Origin of the sequence: Vampirovibrio chlorellavorus, from assembly GCF_003149375.1 — a bacterium.
Taxonomy (GTDB): Bacteria; Cyanobacteriota; Vampirovibrionia; order Vampirovibrionales; family Vampirovibrionaceae; genus Vampirovibrio; species Vampirovibrio chlorellavorus_B.
On sequence record NZ_QFWH01000005.1, the window covers coordinates 65829 to 85300 of the forward strand.

A 19472-nucleotide genomic window follows, 5' to 3' on the forward strand; every position below is an offset into this window, starting at 1 on the left:
TCTCAGTTAATTGGCATACAATTCCAGGTGATTGATGACAGCTTTGGGGTCTATCATCCTGTATTTAATTTTGTCCCCTTTGTAGATTTTGCTTTGTCTTTCAAGCAAGAACATTTCGTCCGGGCTAAGACCCGACTTGAGAATGAAGATATTGGGGGCCTCCTCGGCCACTTCAATCTCGCGCTCGTGGAGGACGCCATTTTTATCGACTACCAGTACAAATTTTTTGTCTAATATTTCGAATGTTGATTTCTGGGGAATAATGACAGCGTGTTTGATTAACTTTGGCCACAGGATAGTCCCGGTTTCTCCGTGACGCAAGAGTGTACGGGGATTGTTGAAACTCGCTCGAAATGCAATGTTTCCCGATGTATTGTTAAAATCGGACTCAATCGTTTCGATCGTTCCGGCTTCAGGGTACAGGTCATTGTTGGCCAGCTTCAATTGAACGGTCTGGGCAATATTGTTCCGTCTGCGTTTCATATAGTCCAGGTAACGGGCTTCAGGAACGTTGAAATACACCCACATTCTGTGGTTATCACTCAACGTGGTCAGCAGATCTCCCTCATCCAGCAAACTGCCAATCCGGATGTCTCCGAACCTGCCAATCAACCCACTGAAAGGGGCCCGAATTTCAGTAAAACCCAGATGCGTCTGGGCCATCTCCAGTTCCGCCGAGGCTTTGGCTAATTTGGCGGCAGACATGGCCGCTTCACTTTTGGAAATAATATCTTTTTCCACCAATGCCTTGTTGTTCTTTAGCTCAATTTCAGCCAGATCCACTTCAGCCTCGGATTTATCAACATCGGCTTTGTAAACATTCGGCTTGATCTGAAAGAGCAGTTGTCCCTGCCGAACCAGTTGTCCTTCGTCTACGAATTTTTTTTGCAAATACCCCTTTTCCAGCGAGCGCAGCTCAATATGTTGAATGGCTCGAATCTGGCAAACATATTCGTCATTCAGCTTCATATCCTTTACCAGAGGCTTGCTCACCTGATAGGTGTATTCTGGCTCCTTGCTTTCATGAGGCGCCTGACAGCCCGTTAAAAACAACGTGATTAGGGCACAGTGAATAAAAATGGATTTCTTGATCAGGTTCATGCCAGTTGTTCCTTGTTTCGGTATTTAAATCAGATTTGCAAGGTGAGCCTGCGCCCTGCGAGATTTTTTGTGCAAATAGACTGGATTGCCTGAGTGTAAAAACGCAGGCCAAAGCAAAGAGCCGGTGTCTTTGCATAGTGACCGCTCTATATCTTTAATTGACTGAGGATAAATATCGAGAGTTTAGAACTGATAAGAATTGAGATTATTTTACCTGGGGTCGCTTAAGTTTAACGTCGTTATTTTGAGAGACTTCCATTTGCTCACCTTGAAGTTCATCCATCATTTCCCGCAGGGTCGATGCGTTGAGCCCGCCCATGGAAAAGAAGAACATCAGGATTAAATTGCCGGTTAGCAAGGTTTTTTGGAGATGGTGCAACCGATCCAGCAAACGCCGTTTATCATAGATTTTAAAGAAATCCACCCGAGCGACTTCATCAATATTTTTTTTGGCCTTGCGGATATCCCGCTTAATGGAGACCACTTTATTCGGATCCTTGGCCTGCTCAGCGTGTTGTGTTTCAAGCAGCGCTTCCAATTCACTGATGAACGCTTCAATTTGCCGGTAATCCGCCATGCGCTCATTCCGAAAAATATCGATTACCTTGTCATCCGGCAGATTTTCAAACCGATCGACCTGCATGACAATGGCTTCACCGCTTTCCTGCTCCACTTCGGCGGCTAGCCAGCGAACCGTCTCCACGCAGTCATCGTTGTAGGGTAAAACATGAACACCCAGCTTGGGGGAAATGGCACCCGACTTGCGTAATTTTCGCCAAATGCGAACCCTGGAGGCTGCCGTGAGATTGGAAGGCAATGAGTAGGAAAAAACGAGCCATTTCATCGTGAGACTCCTTAGGAGAGACCTTACTTTTGCAGCACGAAAATTTTGCGCAGAGCTGGGACAATGGTTAATGTAACAGGTGTAACATATTTGCGCAACTGTTAAACATCCATTTATGCGTATTGGAAAATAAGCAATTAAAAACAGACAAATTAGAAGGCAAGTTATAAATAGGAATTTTCGGGCCCCGCTATGGTGACAGCCTGTTGTGCCGTCTCCCTTCCCTTTCCTGGTTTATCAGACCGGGTTTTGGCTTGGGATGCTGTGAAGACGGCTTTTTCTCGGACTGTGACTACTAACGGTAATTGTTAGAAGAAGCGCAGCCAGCTGTTGGGATGCCGTTTTTTCAGGGCGGCGTATTGCTGAATCAAAGGGTAAGACATGAGCAGGCAAGCTGCGGCAATTAGCCACACCCATCCAATGTCCGGCACACTGAACTTTTCCCCAGCAGAAGGTGGCCACAGTCGGGCTGCTATGAAGGCTGCCCCGTGCAGGAGGTACAAATGCAGCAGGTAGTAAAACATGGACACACGCCCAAACTGGAGTAGCACGGTTGTGACAGCGTTTCGGGGGCCTTCCAGCCAGCCCAGCGCCAGGCAGGTTCCACCCACTGTCATCAGGGTGAATAAAAAGGAGGGCGGGTATTTGGTCAGGTTGACAAAAGACATCAGGGTTTGCAGCGGCTGGCCCGCAGCCGGGGTAAACAGACCTGCTTCTCCGTAGAGGTTGCCCCACCGGAGGATGGCAAACCCCAATAGCAGCGCAGTCCCTCCCCAAAGCAGCCAACGCTTTCGTTGCCGGGCGGGGATGGTTTTATTAAACAAGGGACCCGTCAAAAAACCGGCGCTCATCATGCCAATCCAGGGAATCAGGGGATAGGAGGTCCGTATTTTGAAAGTGTCGGTAATGGGAATCAGGTTGCGCTCATGCAGGATGGAGCAGAGAACGTGTTGCGGGGTGCCTTCCATAAAATGAACGTTGTCCAGCAACGGATGAGCGGCAATCAGCAAAGCGGTGATCAGGATCTGCAGGGGGCGAGGGAGCCATATCATTCCTGCCAGGGCGATCATGCTCATTCCGATGGCCCAGATGACCTGCAGGTACAAGGTGGTGGGGGGGACGATAAACGTCCAGGAAACGTTGATGAGGGTGATTTCCAGCAAGATGAGAATAAAACCCCGTGTGATGAGGAACTGGCACAAGTCTTTTTTGCTGAGGCCCGGTTTTTGGCTGTATAGATAAGCGGAGACCCCGGCCAGAAAGACAAAGGTGGGGGCGCAAAAATGGGTCAGCCAGCGGGTAAAAAAGACTTCGGGGGGCAGGCAGCCCACGCACAGCGGATCAGACAGGGAAATCCGTTTAAAGAAAAACTCACGGGCGTGATCCACGGTCATCAGGGTGATGGCCAGCCCTCGCACGATGTCGATACTGTTTATTCGGGACGTGGAATCGGGAGAGGCTGATGGCAAAGCGGGAATCCTTTCGCTTGAAGTCGAACTTTTTTTGGGGGGATGATGGGCCAGTCGCTGCAGGGTAAGCACGGCGCAGGGGAAACACGCCATGGAAGGGCTGCCACCGGGGCGCTCTGGTATCGCCATGCCGCAAGATTGCTGGCCAGACGATTTTTGCGATTTTGGGGCACGCTCTATTTTTATAGCGTTTTATTTTAACGCTTTATTTTAACATTGTTGCATTTGAAGATGAAGCCCTGCGGACTTTCTTTGGGGAGCGGGCGTGGATCGGACGAACCCGCCAGTGACTATCTGGCCGCCAGGGTGGGTACGGGCAGCTGAATTACAAACACCGAGCCTTGGCCCGGGCTGCTGGTGGCCCAGATGTGGCCGTTGTGTCGTTCCACAATCCGGTGGCATATGGCCAGACCAATGCCGTTGCCGTGATAAGCGCTGGACTTCCCGTGCAGGCGCTCAAAGGGTCGAAATATTCGTTCCGCCTGACTTTGAGAAAAGCCAATGCCGTTATCACGCACGGATATCTGGCACAAGTGGCGCTCGGGATTGATGGCCTCAATTTCAACCTGCGGCTTCTGTCCGGGCGGCTGGTATTTAATGGCGTTTTCCAGCAGATTCTGGATTAGCAGGGTCAGCTGTTCCCCATCCCCATAGACCTGAACGAGTTGCTTGATTTGGATGACGGCCCCTGTTTCCTCGATTAAATCCGATAGCGTGGTGATAACGCGTTTTAAAATGGGGGAAAGATCAATCAAATCAAAGGCCTGGGCCTCAGTGGACACCTGCGACAGCGATAATAAATCTGAAACCAGACTTTGCATGCTTTCCAGCGATGCATGAATCCGACCCATCAGGCTGTAGGTTTCCGGGTCGAGCTGGACCTGCAGGCGGGGCCGGATCATTTCGCAAAAGCTCTTGGCTTTTCTCAGGGGCGCCTGCAAGTCATGGGAGGCAATGGCGGCGAATTGTTCCAAATCCCGGTTGCTGATGGCCAGTTGCCTTTGGCTGCGCTCCAGAGCCTCTTGCATCTCCTGCAGCTCGTGGATGTCCGTATTGGTGCCAAACCAGCGTATGATCTCTCCGTCAGCATTTTCAATGGGCATCGCGCGGGACAGAAACCATCGATACTGTCCATTTTTAGCCCGTATGGCCACAGTCGCCTCAAACGGGGCTTTGGTATGGCTGGCAAGCCGGATGTTCTCCACCAGCGCCTCGGCCTGATCTTCCCGAATGAACGAAGTCCACCCCCAGCCTTGAGACGCCTCCATGGTCGAGCCGGTGTAGTCCAGGTACGGTTGATTCAGCCAGAATCGGTAGCCTTCGGCGTCGGCCATCCATGCTTGCTGGGGAATGGAATTGGCCAGCGCCCGCCAGGTGGACTCATTTTGGGTGATAACAAACTCTGCCTGCTTGCGCTCGGTGATGTCGATGACATACCCGATATAACCCTGAAAATCTCCGTTGTCAGTGGTCAAAGGAATGCCAGCTTCGGACATGTAGCGGTACTCACCATCTTTTCGTTTTAACCGATACTCCAGCGAGATTTGCGCACGCTGGTCAGCGGCCTGCAGGAATGCCTGTCGCACACTCTCTCGCTCTTCCGGGTGAATTTGGGTCAGCCAGCCTGATGACAGGAGTTCTTCCGGGGTGAGGCCGGTAAATTCTTGCCAGGCCTGATTAAGATAAGTCGTGTTCAGGCTGGCGTCCGTCAGCCAGATCATGACAGGAACGCTATCGGTGACGAAGCGAAAGTGGGCCTCACTGGTCTCCAGCCTCTTCTGGCTTTCAATCAATTCGGCTTCTTTCTGTTTTAGCTGCGTAATATCCTGGATCACGGCCAACCCCAGCGGGGATTCCGTGGCATGGTCCGCCTCGGTGTGGGTGGGCGGTTTAACCAGTGAACAGGAAATATAAACCCAGACCCAATCTCCCGATTTTCGGATATAACGCTTTTCCAGCTCATAGTTCTCGATTTCGCCCTTAAAGAGCCGTGCGGCCTGCTGATCATCAACGGCCAGATCATCCGGATGGGTAATACTGCCGAACGTGCGCTGCAACAGTTCAGATTCGGTATAGCCGGTAATTTGGCAAAGTCGGGGATTGACACTGACAAAATAGCCACTGGTATCTACCAGTCCCACACCTGCGCAACTTTGCCTGAAAATGGCGTCAAGCAAGGACCCGGACTCATACACTGGTGGGATAATCACGGTTAAACTCTACTCATTTCATAATTAAACGACTAACCACTTGCTGCCTAGTTATAATCAATTTCACTGATTTTAACAAGGTTGTGTCAAAAATAAATTACACACATAGACAATGTGGTAAAAAGTATGAGCAAGCGGGATCGTGGAAGGATTGAAGTTTAGAGAGATTGTAGTAAGGCAGGTTGTAGTAAGGTAGATTGGAGTAGGACAGATTGCCGTCATCCGTTTTTGGCTAGCAACAAAATTCGTGTTGCGGTTTTATACCAGTACTTGTCCATTTCCAAGCCTGCAAATTGCTTTGCCAGAAAGGCCAGTCATTATGCTGTCCGTATTACCGTCCAACATTCCCCGCCCCTTGGCGGACTCATCGTTTCCCCGCCCCGCGAGAGGGGTTCAGCCAATGCTTGGCCCATTGTCCCGGAACGCTGCCCCATCGGGCGACGACCAGTTCACGCGTTTGCCTGCCCCGAATGCCCGCACTAAGCCTGTGCAGTTCGGTGGTGGCGGTAAGGCTATGGCGTTCGGCACGGGCGGTCTGGCCACAGGGGTTCTTTTGTGGCCACTGAGTCTGGTGGTCGGTCTTTTCGGCTTGATTATCCATCCCTTACTGCCCATCGCCGCGCTTATGGGTGTCGCTCCCATTGGGCTATCCATCTGGGGCGCTATATCGGGCTGGAAAAGTAAATAGAGTCCAAAGTAAATTAAACCCAAAGTAAATAGGGCCCAAATCCAGTAAAGCCCCTGCTTGGCATAGACGGCAGAGAAGAGCGTCCCCCCTGAGCCGGTTTCAATCAGCCCTGATTTTGGCTTGCCCCGGGATTTTGGTCTGCCCTGGCTGCTCCGGTTGGCAGTTTCAATCCCCGAGCCCTAGATCAGGAAGCTCTTGGCTCCGAATTGCTCTTTCTGGACGGCAAGATGAGGGGCTATCATGGCGTAGCTACTGGCCAAGCCTTCCAGGGTGGAGGTTTCAATGGCCAGATGGATCTTTTGGGGCAGTAGGGCCAGATGGTTCAGGAACCCGGGCATGTCAATCAGGCCTTTTTCAAAGGAATCATGGCTATCCAGCGCTCCCCCGTTGTTGTGGGCGTGGATGTAGGCCACCTGACTCCCCAGTTCTTGCAGCCAGTCAATGGGAGAGAGTTTGGAAAAAATATTAATGTGCCCGATATCCACGCAGGCCTTGAGATGGGGCGAGTTAATCCGGCTGAGCAGGGCGTGAATGGACTCGGGACTGTCATCAAGAAAGTTTTCAATCACAATGGTCAGGTTGGTGTCCCGAACCTCTTCCTCTAATAGCCTTTCCCAAAAGTCAGTCACCTTGTTCAGCCACATGTAAGTGGCATTGGCGGCCCTGTAAATGGGGGTCCACTGGGAGTGAAAGACCAGATAGCGCACATCCAGCGCCTTAGCCACCTCAATGGCCTGTTTGTAGCGATGCCGGGACACTTTCAGGATTTCCGGGTCCAGGCTGACCACGTTGGTGTCAAAAATAGGGCCGTGCATGGAGAGAATGCCCCGAAAATCCTTCAGCAGATGACGATAACGGAGGATCTCCTGGTGTCGGTTGTCCAGGTTTTCCACGTGGTAAAAGGTCGGAATTTCATAGTCCAGCCCGTGAGTCAGGGCGAATTGAATTCCGGCTTCAAGCGCTGGGCCTTTGGGGGCGGCAAATATCCGTTCAATCATGGGCTGTTCTCAATTGGCACGTTCATTGCGTGGAGTGTTGAGGGTCTTCAGCGGCGCTGACTGTGGCACTACGGAGCAAAAACACAGATGCGGGGTCAGGCGCCTTTAAAGCAAAGAAAGTCTGTTATTTCTTGACAATCCCAATTTAACTTATTATGCCCGTTTTGGGGAATGGATTGCTCCCCTATTTCGAGGAATCCAAAAAACGGAATGCTCAAGGCCGGACCCAGCGAACTGGGACGCTGGGGTACCCTGGAAGCGAAAATGGAGATTGCGACTCAGGAGAAGGGCCTGCGAGCCGGGAGAGGAGCCTCTTGTGGTGTGTTTTGTTGCTGAAAGCGGAGGCCGCACTGGCCAATCGGATCGGGCAAAAATGGTATGATAGAAAATGTTGCCTGACGGGAGTTGTTGGATGGATTTGTCCAATCGTTTTTTGCCGGACTGCGTTGTGGTGGACGTGATAGACGATAAGTTCGGCTATCCCAAGACCATGGTCTTGAAAAACCATGTCGCCAAGTTGCTTATGGAAGGTCACCGGCATGTGGTGCTAAATTTGTCACAGGTGCAGACGCTGGACAGTTTTGGTATTGCCGTTTTAATTTCCTTGCTGAAGCTCTGCCGGGAAATCAAAGGCAATTTGACCCTGTTCGGGTTGAATAAGCAAGTGTCCAATCTCATGGAAATAACCCACATGGATCGGGTGCTGGATATCTGGGAATCTGAGGCGCAGGCCATCAGTCAGGTGCGCGCAGCGCAGTCCTAGTCCATAGTCTGGACCCCCTGGTCCGGGAGGTCTGGCCTTTTAAGGGGTCGGTTGCGCTTTAACGCCTTGGGGATAGGGGATATGCGAGCCCGGGTTTGGCCGGTTCAGTGCCGCAGGGGGTGTGAATCCGGGTGGCTGGGGCCGGTAGGGCTGAAAGGGAAAGCTCTTGGGTGGAGCCTGAGTGCTGAAGGGGCTTACCGGCGTGAAGGCTGGTACAGCACTGCTGGCCGGTTTAGACAGGGCGTTGAAAGTCGGCTGCAGGGCGGGTGATGGTTTGGGCCCTGCTGGGGCGGGAGCCGGTTTTTTGGGGTAGCCGGGCTGAGGCGCGGATTTTTTCTCCAGCACTTTCAGCAGACCATAGGAAGATCCCGCAAACACGCCCAGCGCCACACCGCCGACGGTGGCAAAGCGGCTGAAGTGGTTCATGTGTCTCAGGCCTTTCAGGAATGGCAGGGTGGTTTTGTCCCAGGCCTGGGATAGAACGGCCAGTGCTGGCAAAGTACCCAGATAGCCAGCGTTGACAATATCCTGCGCTGTGCCTTTTTGAGCCACCAGCTTTTCCTGGTAGGGTTGCAGGACTTTGTTGTCAAAGCGACTGGCCAGCCAGCCGTAGAAGATGAAGTTAAGCCCAACCGTGGTCAGAATTTTGGGCCAGGTGCCGTTTCTCTGGATTTTATTCACCGCGGACTTGACCATGTGGCTTTGCAGGCCATCGGTGATCAGGCTTTTAATGGTCCATTCCGCGCTTTTAACCTTTTGGCCCAGCTGATTCTCAATGGTGTGCAGATTCTTTTCGTTCAGTACTTTTTTCAGCAGGGTTTCCAGGCCCTCTTCTTTCGGGTTGGCGAGCGGGTTGCCGAAGGCATCGGTGTTGGTGAGTTGTCGAAACAGCTTGCCCCGGATTTTTCCGGCTTTCAGGGCGAGTTGCTCTTCCGGGCTGAGCGCGGCCAGTTTGCTGTCCAGTTGGGCTTTCAGGTTCGGACAGAACGAGTCGTTCAGGTGGCTGTAATCCATATCACCGGTCAGATGCGCCCAAATGGTCTTTTTGACCTTGCCCATCACCGATTCCACGCTGTGTTGTTCCAGATCCTTGACCGCCCCGGTGGCGCTGGACATTTTGGGTAAATGCTGACCCAAATCCTGGCTTAAATGCCTGATTTCGCCATCATCCAGCCAGTGGCGCAAGCCCATATCCTGCAAGCGGGCTTCCAGCAGTTTCCATTTCTCCACGGGCTGACCTTTGAGGGGGCCGTCGGTGTAGCGGGGCAAGTGTTCATAAGGTAATTTGTTGACGTCCTCAAACGCGGTTTTTACTTTCTTCTTGACCTGCAGTAGCAAATCGGCGCCCAAATGCTGCCAAAGGCTGTCCAGCATCATATTTTTGATCTGGAGGCTTTTGGAAATGGTTTCAAACCAGCTTTCAAAATGTCCCAGCTTTTTGTTCAGCTGGTTCATGGAAATATATCCCCGGGGCTTGTGGGGCCGCTCGCCTGGATTGGTCAGGAAGGCTTGCAACCGGCCTTTTTCATTTCGGAATTCATCTTCCCAGTTGCGCCATACTTTTTCGTTTTCTTTCGCCCATTCTTCCTGAAACTTCAGCTTTTGATCCTGATTGCCCTGCTGCTTTTTGCTTTTATGGATGCCCTGCAGGATGGTTTGCAGCGTCAGGTTATCCCGTTTGATGCGATCCTGAATGGCGTTATGATCCAGCCCTTCTTCCTGCATCCGTTTCAAAATATCCTGGTTGGTGGAGGCATGCCAAAAGTCGGTCAGGGACTCTTTTTTGTAGAGAAACTGCAAGTTCTCGATTTCCTGAATGCCCTTGGTAAAGGCTTTTTCCCGCTGATCCAGAGGCAGCCTGCGCACTTTTTCAGCCAGATTGCGTAAATCGGCTTTTCCTTTGTGCTGCAGGCCATGGAGCTTGTTGATATAGAAGCGCATGCGATCGGACACAATGTCGGACATTTCATCCACGGCGCTGAAGGGATTCTTTGGGGCCAGGGCTTCCGGCAACTGGAAGTTTCGAGGTTCAATGAGGCCTTTGGGCTTCAGGACTTCCGCTTTGGGTTTTAAAAAGTTGCTTTCCAGATAGTGCTGAAAGTTCAGGTTGCGATCCAGGTGGTTGATGAGAATACCCAACTGCTCCGTTTTGAGTAATTGAACGGATTGGTGGATGTGGGTTTTCAGTGTTTGTTTGTCCGGGTGACCGGCGGAGAGCTTTTGAAAGAGCGTTTGCGTTTCCGCCTTGGCCAGGGCTTTGTTGTCAATTTTGGCGATGCGTTCCAAATCAGCCCGATGGTTACCCAGTTTGGCCGTTTCCGCAATAAACGCTTCCACCTGAGAGCCATTCTCCGGGTTGAGCGGATGGGTGATGAGCTGGCGCAGGGTGTCATAGAGCGGAGAATTCTTGTCCTGGAGCGCCTTGATTTCATTCAGGGCTTCTTCCTGCAGTACTTGAGGCACCAGCTCGGCGCTGTTGCGGATCAGGGTGCCCATCATCTTTTCACGCAGCGCTTCGGGCAGCTCGGCATAGTTCCAGGCCCGTGGGTATAACGCGGTGGAATTCAGCAGTTGGGCCGTTTCAGTTCGCGCGGCGGCGACCCCATTCCGGGCGGGGGCCGTCTCATTCCGGATTTCCACCGTGTCAAAGGTGGGGATGACCCGCTTCTGCCCCAGCTTGGTGTTCAGGGCATGCAGCTCCAGGGCGTTGGTCAGCAGGGGCATGGTGTAAAACCGCTCGGTTCCCCGGAAGCCCATTTCGGTCATATAGGTGCAGGCCATGACCATGCCGAAGTCCCGGAACCAATAGTCCCCTTTGCGCTCGGGGTTGGTTTCATGAACCCGATAGGCACCCCGGCCCGCGTAGCCCAGGTTGACTGACTGGGCCAGCGCCCGTTGGGCCCAGGGATTCAGCTGCATAGCCATGGGAAGCATACCCATCAGTGGAGCCCTCCGGGAAGCGTGGCGCCGGGAAGGGCGGATGGGTTGCTATGGCGGCGGTGACTCACATAACTCTGAAAAAATTGGATGGGGGGAGTGGTGATGCTACTTGGGTTGGAGGGAAGGGAACTGTTGGTGAAGGGACTCTGAGGGGGGTGGGTTTTGGCCAGGATGGGGTTTTTGTGAATTTGATCGGGAGGAAGGTTCTTGTTGCCTTCAAAGTCCTTGTCTAACGGAGAGATGACTTTGTTGACGATATCCATGGCCACCCCGCCGATGAAATAAATGGTGGCTCCAACGACAAGCCCTGTAGATAAAAGGTTCCAGCCATTTATTCGTTTGAAAAACCGGGGGATCTCTTTTTCGATGGCCTCTTCCATCGGGGTCAGGATGTGGGGAAGGGGCTTGTTGTCGGCAATGGCCTTGGCGTTTTCCTGTATCTTGTGATGAAGGTCTCGATATCGCTTTTTAATGAGATCGGTTTTATTGGCGTCCAGCCAGGAGGACGCCCACAGCGCTTTTTTACCCTTTCGGGCGCCTTTCAGCTCGTCATTGCTGATTTTGATACCGGCATCTTGCAGGATATCCAGGTAATCCACGTCCATGCGCCCGTGATCCAGGAATTTTTGCAGCCCGGACATTTCCGAGGAGAGATACCCTTTCTGCCGCATAAACGGGTTGAAGAGCAGGGTATTCACCCCGTAATTCTCACTTTTGGCCAGGTTTTGCAGCAGCAGGGTCATCATCCAGATTACCGCGTTTCGGCCATTGGTTTCCCAGGGGTGCTTGTCGTCCTTGATGGCGTAATAGCCTTGCAGCAAGTAAACGCCCAACAGGGTTTGCACCCGACTGGCCATATCCTCCAGGGATAAACCGCCCCAGCGGATGTCGTTGTTAAACAGCTTGCCCGCCAACAAACGATTTTTGACGAAGCTGGCAAAACGGTACCCTCGAACCACCGCCTCCTGCGGTACCTCTGACCTGGCCACTTTGGCAAGGCCAGTGCCTCCAGATCCAAAGCGCAGGGGGATAGAATTCCCTTTGGACCATCTGGACGGCAAGGTAATACTGTTTAGCGTTGTCGTTACCATAACACCCTAGTAGCTAACGAGCTTGATATTGCTATCAATAACGGTGAAGGAGGAAAGTTGCTCGTTTGTACTAATTGCAACAAAACTTTGTGACCATGATATGAAAAAAGCACCGAAAGCAAACTAAAAAGCTTTGTGTTTGCCGGATGGGGATGATAGAGGCGTGCCAGTTCGCCAACGGGGCCGGATTGTTCGAGAGTGCCGTCTGTTCTGCGTTTGGGCGTTTTGGTAAGGAGAGCACGGATGGCGATTTCCGTGTCCCATGCTTTGACGGGTGACATTCCTGAAATCGTCCTTTGGCGCTCAAATCAATGCTTTTCAGCGCATTACCCCGCCGGAAACAATCCTCTGAAAAAAAGATTCAGGGCGCTTCAAAAAAATTCACACTTGCGCTTTGCTCTTGTCTATCACTCGATGGAGTACTTTTCTATTCAGGAAAAACCATCTATAATGGCAAGACTTTTTGAATGGTTGAGCCAAAACTCAAAAACCATCAAAAACAGTTTTCCGGATCTTCAACCTCTGGAACAAGGTTAGACATTTCTCAGTCATCTTGAATACGAATGAATGGTTCTTAGGGTTTCCCAACATCCATTTTCCTTAATTGTTCGACTCAAAAATTTGCTATAAAAGAGGCGGGTTCGTCATGATTTCACTACGCAGCCGGGCTGTGGATACTGCCACCCCCCAAAATTTCGGTCAACATTTGAACAACCCCGCTTTTACGGGTAAAAGTCCCTCAGCGGGGCGAAAAGCACAACCCCCAAGACAAACCGCCCTGGAGCAGATGGGCATGCTGATGACCATCCCCATTTTGCTGGGGGTGAACGGCCTGTCGTATCTGGCCGGGCTGGAAGAGCCCCAGGCCGTCTGGGTGACCTCGGATGCCGCCAGACGTCTGGATTTGTGGGCTTAGCCGAGCTAGGAAAGCCCGGTCTGAACTTTATTGGCCAGCTGTCCGCAGGCCGCGGCGATGTCCACACCACGCTCCACCCGAATGGTCACTTTTTTGCCATAACTGCTCACCACTTCCCGGAAGCGGTGGGTGGCGTTTCCGGAGGGCCGCTTGTACCCATAGCCATCACCGATGGGGTTGTAGGGAATGAGGTTCACGTTGCACTTGAGCCCTTTTAGCAGTTCTCCCAGGGCGTGGGCGTGGCCGGGTTGATCGTTGACACCGGCCAGCAGAATGTATTCAATGGTCAGGCGCTTGCCGGTGGTGTCCACATAGTGATGAAGCGCTGGCATCAGTTGATCCAGCGGCCATTTACGGTTGATGGGCATAATGGCCTCCCGGGTTTCATCGTCCGGGGCATGCAGCGAGACGGCCAGCGTTAATTGCCGGTTTTCCCGGGCCAGATCGTAGATGCGGGGCACAATGCCGGAGGTTGAAATGGTGATGTGCCGAATACCCACTTCTGCCGACTGGTTCAGGATTTGAATGCTCTGCATCAGGTTATCGTAGTTCAACAGGGGCTCCCCTTGGCCCATGAACACGATGTTACGGATTTCTTTGCCGCTATCGGACTGGACGTAAAGGTACTGTTCTGCGATTTCCCCGACGCTTAAATTTCTCATAAATCCCAGTTTGGCTGTGGCGCAAAAACCGCAATTGACGGCGCAGCCTACCTGTGTACTCAGGCAAATGGCGTAAGAGCCGCGCTCCTCAAAGTACATCAGCACCGACTCCACCACTTTACCGTCCGGCAGGCGAAACAGGTACTTCACCGTGCCGTCCTGACTGACCTCTTTTTGATCAATCACCAGCGAACCCACCTGAAAGCGCTCGGCCAGTTTGTCCCGGAAGGTCTTTTTCAGATTGCTCATGTCATCAAAATGCCGCACGCACTTGACATACAGCCAGTGGTGGAGCTGGTCCGCCCGGAAGGTGGGCTCCTCCATTTCCTGAACCAGGGCGCGCAATTCGGGCAGCGTCATGCCGATGAGCGCCGGTTTGCCCTCACTGGGCAAGGGGAGGGGGCTTGTCTGGGTGGCTTCGGGAGCGGTGGGTAAAGGGGTGTTGATCATGGAAAGTACTTTCGTTGGTGGGCCTTGAGTCGCCCCGGGTAAAAGTGGTGTTTCTAATAATAAAAGAAAAAGAGGCAAATAGATTTGCCTCGGTGAGATTTGTGGGATAAAGAGTGGAGTGTGTACAGATAGAGTTAGAAGTGTTTAAAAAATAAAGTTCCCTGTTTAGGGGTAGGACATATCTGGAAAGCGGGGGCTCTAGGCGTTGCCCGGAATGAAAAAGTAGGGCCAGACCAGCAAAGCGCCGTAAAAAACATCACGTAACAAGCGACGGATACTCATAGGGATAAGCTCCTTGTTCTTTCAGTTGGGTTGTCTAATCAATTCGCTATTAACTAATGGCTCACTGAAGGAACAGTGACCATAAACATCGTTTCTGAAGCTGGTTTATGCGACAGGGGTTAGTATTTGCGGATGACGGCCTCAACCCTTCCCTGGATATGGACGTCTTTGACAAAAATAGGTTCCATCTCGGAATTGGCGGGCTGCAGACGAATCCGATCTTTCTCCCGGTAAAAGCGTTTGAGGGTGGCCATTTCCTGATCAATCAGGGCCACCACCACATCCCCCTCCCGCACCCGGGCCTTGGGGTTAATGATGACCACATCCTCATCCATAATGTGATCTTCAATCATGCTGGTGCCTCGAACCTTCAAGGCATAACAGCCCGGCGGGCAGAGATCTTCGCTTAAATCGATCCGTTCTACCGTGTCATTTAAGGTTTGCAGGGGAGAACCCGCCGCGATAGAGCCCAAAAGCGGGAGAACGCCATTTCTAGTGGTTTCGGGACTGAAGGCTTCCGGGGATTCGGTGTCCTCAGCACGGTGTTGGGACGATCGGTACTCGTCCCGGAGATCTTCCCGAATGCTGATGGCTCGCTTTTCAGAAGGGTTCCAGTCGATGAGCCCTTTCTTTTTCAGGGCGCTGAGATGAAAGTGAATGGTGGACGTGGAGCTGACCCCGCACAACTGGCATAATTGTTGAATGGAGGGCGGGTAGTTGTTCTCCAGAACAAAAGCCAGCAGCTGGTTCAGCACTTCTCGTTGTTTGGCGGTCAAATCACTTTTCATTGCATTCATGTCCATCTTGCTTGCTGGCTTGTGCCTTTTACCGGAGAGCGACTGTTATTTGACAGTAACGGGTTTGATAGCGTGGGTTGATTTATCTCGAACGCTTTTTCTATCGAACGTAAATTCTATGATACTCTTCCTTGGCAAAAAGGCAAGCGATAATTCGAAAAAAAATTCGATAAAGTTAACAAAGGGGCTAAAGCGCCTTGGGCAGGCATTTTGAGAGATTCACTTTGGGCGACGCCACCCCGAAGGATTGAAAACAGCGCTTTGAAAATACGGCATTTTCTGTACAATAGATGGCAGTTTGAGATCCTCACCCCCGGTTTAACGGTTCAGGCCCTTACTGACTCATGGGTGTTTCAATGGTTTCGTCACCCTGAAACAAGAGTCATAGCGCCGCTGGCTGTCTTGCTGATGACTCGAACCGCTCAACTGAAGTTTTTTCGACCACTTTTTCATACTGATATAGGAGAAGCGTTTATGGCTCTTGCCCAACCGCCTAAAACACAGGAAGAATCTAACGTGTCAGCCCAGAAGTTCAAATATCCCGGTATCCCGGGCACCGCTGACGGTTCCGCGATGGTGGTACACGTGGAAACACGGGCCTGTGAGGCTGGTATTGCCTACCCCATCACCCCTTCCACCAGCATGGGGGTTGGCTACCAAACCGCTTATTCCAACGGGATGAAAAACGTTTGGGGCAAAGATATTATGTGGCTCCAGCCAGAGTCCGAGCATAGTTCGGCCTCTGCCTCCGAGGGGTATGCCGTGGCGGGTGGTCGGGTGACCAACTTCACCTCCGGCCAGGGTTTGGTGTTGATGAAGGAAGTCCTCTACACCATCTCCGGGAAGCGTTTGGGGGTTGTGTTTAACATTGGCGCTCGCGCCTTGACCTCCCACTCTCTAAACGTACACGCCGGGCACGATGACGTTATGTCTGTGACTGACGTGGGTTGGGGTATGTTGTTTGCCCAAAACGCTCAGGAGGCTGGCGATTTGTGCCTGATCTCCCGTCGGGTGGCTGAAAAAACCAAGACGCCGTTTATGAACATTCAGGACGGCTTTTTGACCACGCACACCATTGAGAACGTCTTGTTCCCGGAAGACGAACTGGTTCGGGAGTACCTGGGCGCCCCGGAAGAGAAACTTCGCAAGCTGTTTGATCCCAACTTCCCTCTGATGAGTGGTGTGGTCCAGAACCAGGACAGCTACATGGCGGGTAAAATCGCCCAGCGCATCTTCTACGATCAAATCCCTGCTGCTCTGGAAGAGGCTATGGAGGAATTCTACAAGCTGACGGGCCGTCGTTATTCCTTAACGGTGCCTTTCCAGCTGGAAGATGCCGAGTACGGGATTGTGGCGATGGGTTCCACCGCGGAAACCGCTTCCGTCTCCCTGGATCACCTGCGTAGTCTGGGCCACAAGACCGGCAGCCTGACCATCACCTCTTTCCGTCCTTTCCCCGGCCCGCAAGTGGTAGAGGCGCTGAAGCACCTGAAAGCCTTTGCGGTCATTGAGCGTATGGACAACCCCTTGGGTGTTTCCAACCCCTTAACCGCTGAAATTGAAGCGGCCTTCGCCAAAGCGGCCATGGGCACGCCCGGTTATCCAAAAATCGATCGTATTCCGGTGATCTACTCCGGCGTGGCCGGTCTGGGGAGCCGTGATGTAACCCCGGGGCAAATGGTGGCTACCGTTGAAAATATGACTGAAAAAGGTCTCAACAAGCGATTCTTCAGCTTGGGCATTGATCACGCCAGCGCGCTGGAAGTGAAAGACGAGCCGGATGTGCGTCCTGCCGGGGCCTTCTCTATTCGCGGCCACTCGGTGGGCGGTTACGGTTCGGTGACCACCAACAAAATTATCGCGACCTGCCTGGGCGACATCTTCGGATTCAAGGTGCAGGCTTCTCCCAAATATGGTTCCGAGAAAAAGGGTCTGCCCACCAACACGTACCTGACCACCACCAAGTCTGGAAAAATCGGCACTCACAGTGAGCTGATTCAGGTCGAGTTTGTGCCCTTGATGGACCCCAATACCTGGAATATGGGCAACCCCCTGGTTGGCTTACAGCCCGGTTGCACCCTGTTCCAGCACACCCCCACCGAAGATCCGCAGTTGCTGTGGAATTCCGTGCCGGATTGGGCCAAGTACTTTATTAAAGAAAATAACATTCGCTTCTACGGTGTTGATACCATCCGTATTGCTCAGGAGAGCTGCAAATCTGATGATTCGCTGGTGCAGCGCTTCCAGGGGATTGTGTTGCTGGGCGTATTCCTGCGCCTCACGCCGTTCCAGAAAGACGCTGGCCTGAGTGACGACGAATTGTTCGATCGGGTGCGCATTCCCATTGAGAAATACTTTGGCCGCAAAGGGGCTGACGTGGTAAGGGATAACCTGGAAGCGGCCCGCAAAGGCTTTAATCAGGTATTTGAGGTGCCCCGTTCCGTGATTGAAAACACTTCGGCTGATGTGCTGGAAAAAGGCCGTCAGGAGTGGGAAGCCAAAGGTAAAGACACCAACGCGTTCTTTATCTAGCCCTCGGTTTCTGGCTGACAGGCCGCCAATGTTTTAAAACTTGCGAATAAAGGAGTTTTATCCCCATGAGTGCACAAGAAAAGAGCAAACACTGGTACGACTACCAGCGCGCGGAAGAAGTGGTTGACGCCTATAACAAGGGTGCTGGCTCCAGTCAGCCCGCTGATGAATTCGTGGCCCAAAGCGTTTTACCTGCCGGTACCGGTGGTGCCCGCGATTTCAGCTACATCGCCCCGGAATTGCCGGAGTATTTGGCGGAAAATTGCGTCGGTTGCATGGATTGCGTCAATAACTGCCCGGATACCGCTATTCTGGGCAAAATCGTGAAGCCGGAAGATTTGGAAAAGGAACTGGCCAACGTCACGGATGAGTCTCACAAGGAGTACCTCCGCAAGCAGTTTGCCACCACCGTGAAATACCACGGGCAGTTTGAGAAAAAGCGGGCCAAGGACCCCTCCCAGCCGGAAGGCGCCCTGTTCGGGATTTTTATTGATCCCACCAAGTGCAAGGGCTGCGGCGAATGCGTGGAAGTCTGCGGCAACCACGACGCCTTGAAGATGATCAAGAAAACCCCGGAAAATCTACCCACCTATCTGGAAACCTACGGTTTCTATAAATCACTGCCAGAGTCCCCGTTTACCCACATCAACAAGTCCGATATGCGTGACTTGATGCTGAAACTGGGCAACCTGAACATGTACAAGGGCGGCGCTGGTTCTTGCATGGGTTGCGGTGAAGCCTCGGTTATCCGCCAAATGCTGGCCGCCACGCACGAAAAAGTGGGCGATCGCTTCGGTATCGTGGCCTCTACCGGTTGCAACACCGTGTACGGCTCCACCTACCCTTACAACCCCTACACGGTGCCGTGGACCAATTCCCTGTTTGAAAACGGCCCCACCGATGCCATGGGCGTTCGGGCCTACTGGGATCAAAATGGTCACGAGGACTGGGTACTTTGGAACATGGGCGGCGATGGCGCCATGTTGGACATCGGATTCCAGGCTCTCAGCCGGATGTTGATGTCTGGCATGAACATCAAGGTGCTGGTTCTGGATACCCAAGTGTATTCCAACACCGGCGGGCAGCAATCCACCTCTTCTTACACCGGTCAGGAATCCAAGATGGGGGCCTACGGGAAATCTCATCACGGTAAAATCGAGCGCCGTAAAGAGTTGGGCCAAATCTGCGTGATGCACCCCAACGTGTTCGTGGCCCAAACCATTGGCTCTAATTCCACTCACTTCTTCAAGGTCATTAACCGGGCTTTGGAGTTCAAGGGTCCCGCGGTGATTAACGTCTACACCACCTGCCAACCCGAGCATGGTGTGGCCGATAACATGGCCGCTCATCAGGCCAAGTTGGCTGTACAAAGTCGCGCCTTCCCCCTGTTCATCTACGATCCAGAGGCTGGCCCGACCATGAAAAGCCGCTTTAACCTGACTGGGAACCCCAACCCGGATCGGGACTGGGCCTGGGTCAAAGGGCCAAACGGCGAAATGCAGGAACTGACCTTTATCGACTGGGCCAAAACCGAAGGCCGCTTCAAAAAGCACTTTGATAAAGACGGGAATCCAACCACTCAGGATATCCAGAACGCCAAGGTCGATCGTCAGTTAAACTGGCGCTTGCTGCAGGAACTGGCTGGCGTGGAAAACAAGGATCTTCTGGCCGAAATGGAAGCCAAAAAGGCTGTGACCGCCTAGCCTCTGTTTTGAATTCCACTGGAATA

General features: G+C 52.5%; 15 protein-coding genes. 6 read left to right on the top strand and 9 right to left on the bottom strand.

Annotation, left to right across the window (positions count from 1 at the left end; translation table 11 throughout):
* Positions 1–6: 6 nt before the first annotated feature.
* The 4 genes from DF283_RS07860 to DF283_RS07875 form a co-directional block, all read right to left on the bottom strand.
* Positions 7–1101 carry an efflux RND transporter periplasmic adaptor subunit gene (locus tag DF283_RS07860; RefSeq protein ID WP_303674207.1) on the bottom strand — a complete coding sequence of 365 codons (1095 nt, stop codon included), beginning with the start codon at positions 1099–1101 and terminating at the stop codon, positions 7–9.
* Between the two features lie 205 nt (positions 1102–1306).
* Complete coding sequence (locus DF283_RS07865) at positions 1307–1945, bottom strand: Chromate resistance protein ChrB (RefSeq protein ID WP_303674208.1); 639 nt, start codon at positions 1943–1945, stop codon at positions 1307–1309.
* Positions 1946–2253: 308 nt separating this feature from the next.
* Positions 2254–3414, bottom strand: a complete 1161-nt coding sequence (locus tag DF283_RS07870; RefSeq protein WP_303674209.1) for an acetyltransferase domain-containing protein — start codon at positions 3412–3414, stop codon at positions 2254–2256.
* 290 nt (positions 3415–3704) lie between these two features.
* Positions 3705–5624 (bottom strand): PAS domain S-box protein, encoded by a 1920-nt coding sequence (locus tag DF283_RS07875; protein WP_303674210.1) that lies wholly within the window; start codon positions 5622–5624, stop codon positions 3705–3707.
* A gap of 400 nt (positions 5625–6024) precedes the next feature.
* On the opposite strand from DF283_RS07875, the gene DF283_RS07880 reads away from it, so the two are divergent.
* Entirely contained in the window at positions 6025–6312 is a 288-nt protein-coding gene (locus DF283_RS07880; RefSeq protein WP_303674211.1) for a hypothetical protein, read from the top strand.
* Positions 6313–6491: 179 nt separating this feature from the next.
* Here DF283_RS07880 and DF283_RS07885 read toward each other — a convergent pair whose 3' ends face one another.
* The gene (locus DF283_RS07885; protein WP_303674212.1) at positions 6492–7310 is read right to left on the bottom strand and encodes a sugar phosphate isomerase/epimerase family protein; all 819 of its coding nucleotides are present in this window, start codon (positions 7308–7310) and stop codon (positions 6492–6494) included.
* Positions 7311–7722: 412 nt separating this feature from the next.
* On the opposite strand from DF283_RS07885, the gene DF283_RS07890 reads away from it, so the two are divergent.
* Entirely contained in the window at positions 7723–8073 is a 351-nt protein-coding gene (locus DF283_RS07890) for an STAS domain-containing protein (protein WP_303674213.1), read from the top strand.
* A 39-nt stretch (positions 8074–8112) separates the two neighbouring features.
* Here the strand turns inward: DF283_RS07890 and DF283_RS07895 are convergent, their stop codons facing one another.
* Together DF283_RS07895 and DF283_RS07900 are read right to left on the bottom strand one after the other, a co-directional pair.
* Complete coding sequence (locus DF283_RS07895) at positions 8113–10998, bottom strand: hypothetical protein (RefSeq protein WP_303674214.1); 2886 nt, start codon at positions 10996–10998, stop codon at positions 8113–8115.
* Between the two features lie 14 nt (positions 10999–11012).
* Positions 11013–12002, bottom strand: a complete 990-nt coding sequence (locus DF283_RS07900; RefSeq protein WP_303674215.1) for a hypothetical protein — start codon at positions 12000–12002, stop codon at positions 11013–11015.
* Positions 12003–12347: 345 nt separating this feature from the next.
* Between DF283_RS07900 and DF283_RS07905 the strand changes: the two genes are divergently transcribed.
* Positions 12348–12641: a hypothetical protein gene (locus tag DF283_RS07905; protein WP_303674216.1), complete on the top strand. Its 294-nt coding sequence runs from the start codon at positions 12348–12350 to the stop codon at positions 12639–12641.
* Between the two features lie 109 nt (positions 12642–12750).
* Complete coding sequence (locus DF283_RS07910; protein WP_303674217.1) at positions 12751–13020, top strand: hypothetical protein; 270 nt, start codon at positions 12751–12753, stop codon at positions 13018–13020.
* A 5-nt stretch (positions 13021–13025) separates the two neighbouring features.
* On the opposite strand, the gene rlmN is transcribed toward DF283_RS07910, so the two are convergent.
* Positions 13026–14132 carry a dual-specificity RNA methyltransferase RlmN gene (gene rlmN / locus DF283_RS07915; protein WP_303674218.1) on the bottom strand — a complete coding sequence of 369 codons (1107 nt, stop codon included), beginning with the start codon at positions 14130–14132 and terminating at the stop codon, positions 13026–13028.
* 401 nt (positions 14133–14533) lie between these two features.
* Positions 14534–15211: a transcriptional repressor LexA gene (gene lexA, locus DF283_RS07920; RefSeq protein WP_303674219.1), complete on the bottom strand. Its 678-nt coding sequence runs from the start codon at positions 15209–15211 to the stop codon at positions 14534–14536.
* A 474-nt stretch (positions 15212–15685) separates the two neighbouring features.
* On the opposite strand from lexA, the gene DF283_RS07925 reads away from it, so the two are divergent.
* Positions 15686–17743, top strand: a complete 2058-nt coding sequence (locus DF283_RS07925) for a 2-oxoacid:acceptor oxidoreductase family protein (protein ID WP_303674220.1) — start codon at positions 15686–15688, stop codon at positions 17741–17743.
* 65 nt (positions 17744–17808) lie between these two features.
* A complete protein-coding gene (locus tag DF283_RS07930; RefSeq protein WP_303674221.1) occupies positions 17809–19446 on the top strand; it encodes a thiamine pyrophosphate-dependent enzyme in 1638 nt (545 codons plus the stop codon).
* Positions 19447–19472: the final 26 nt, after the last annotated feature.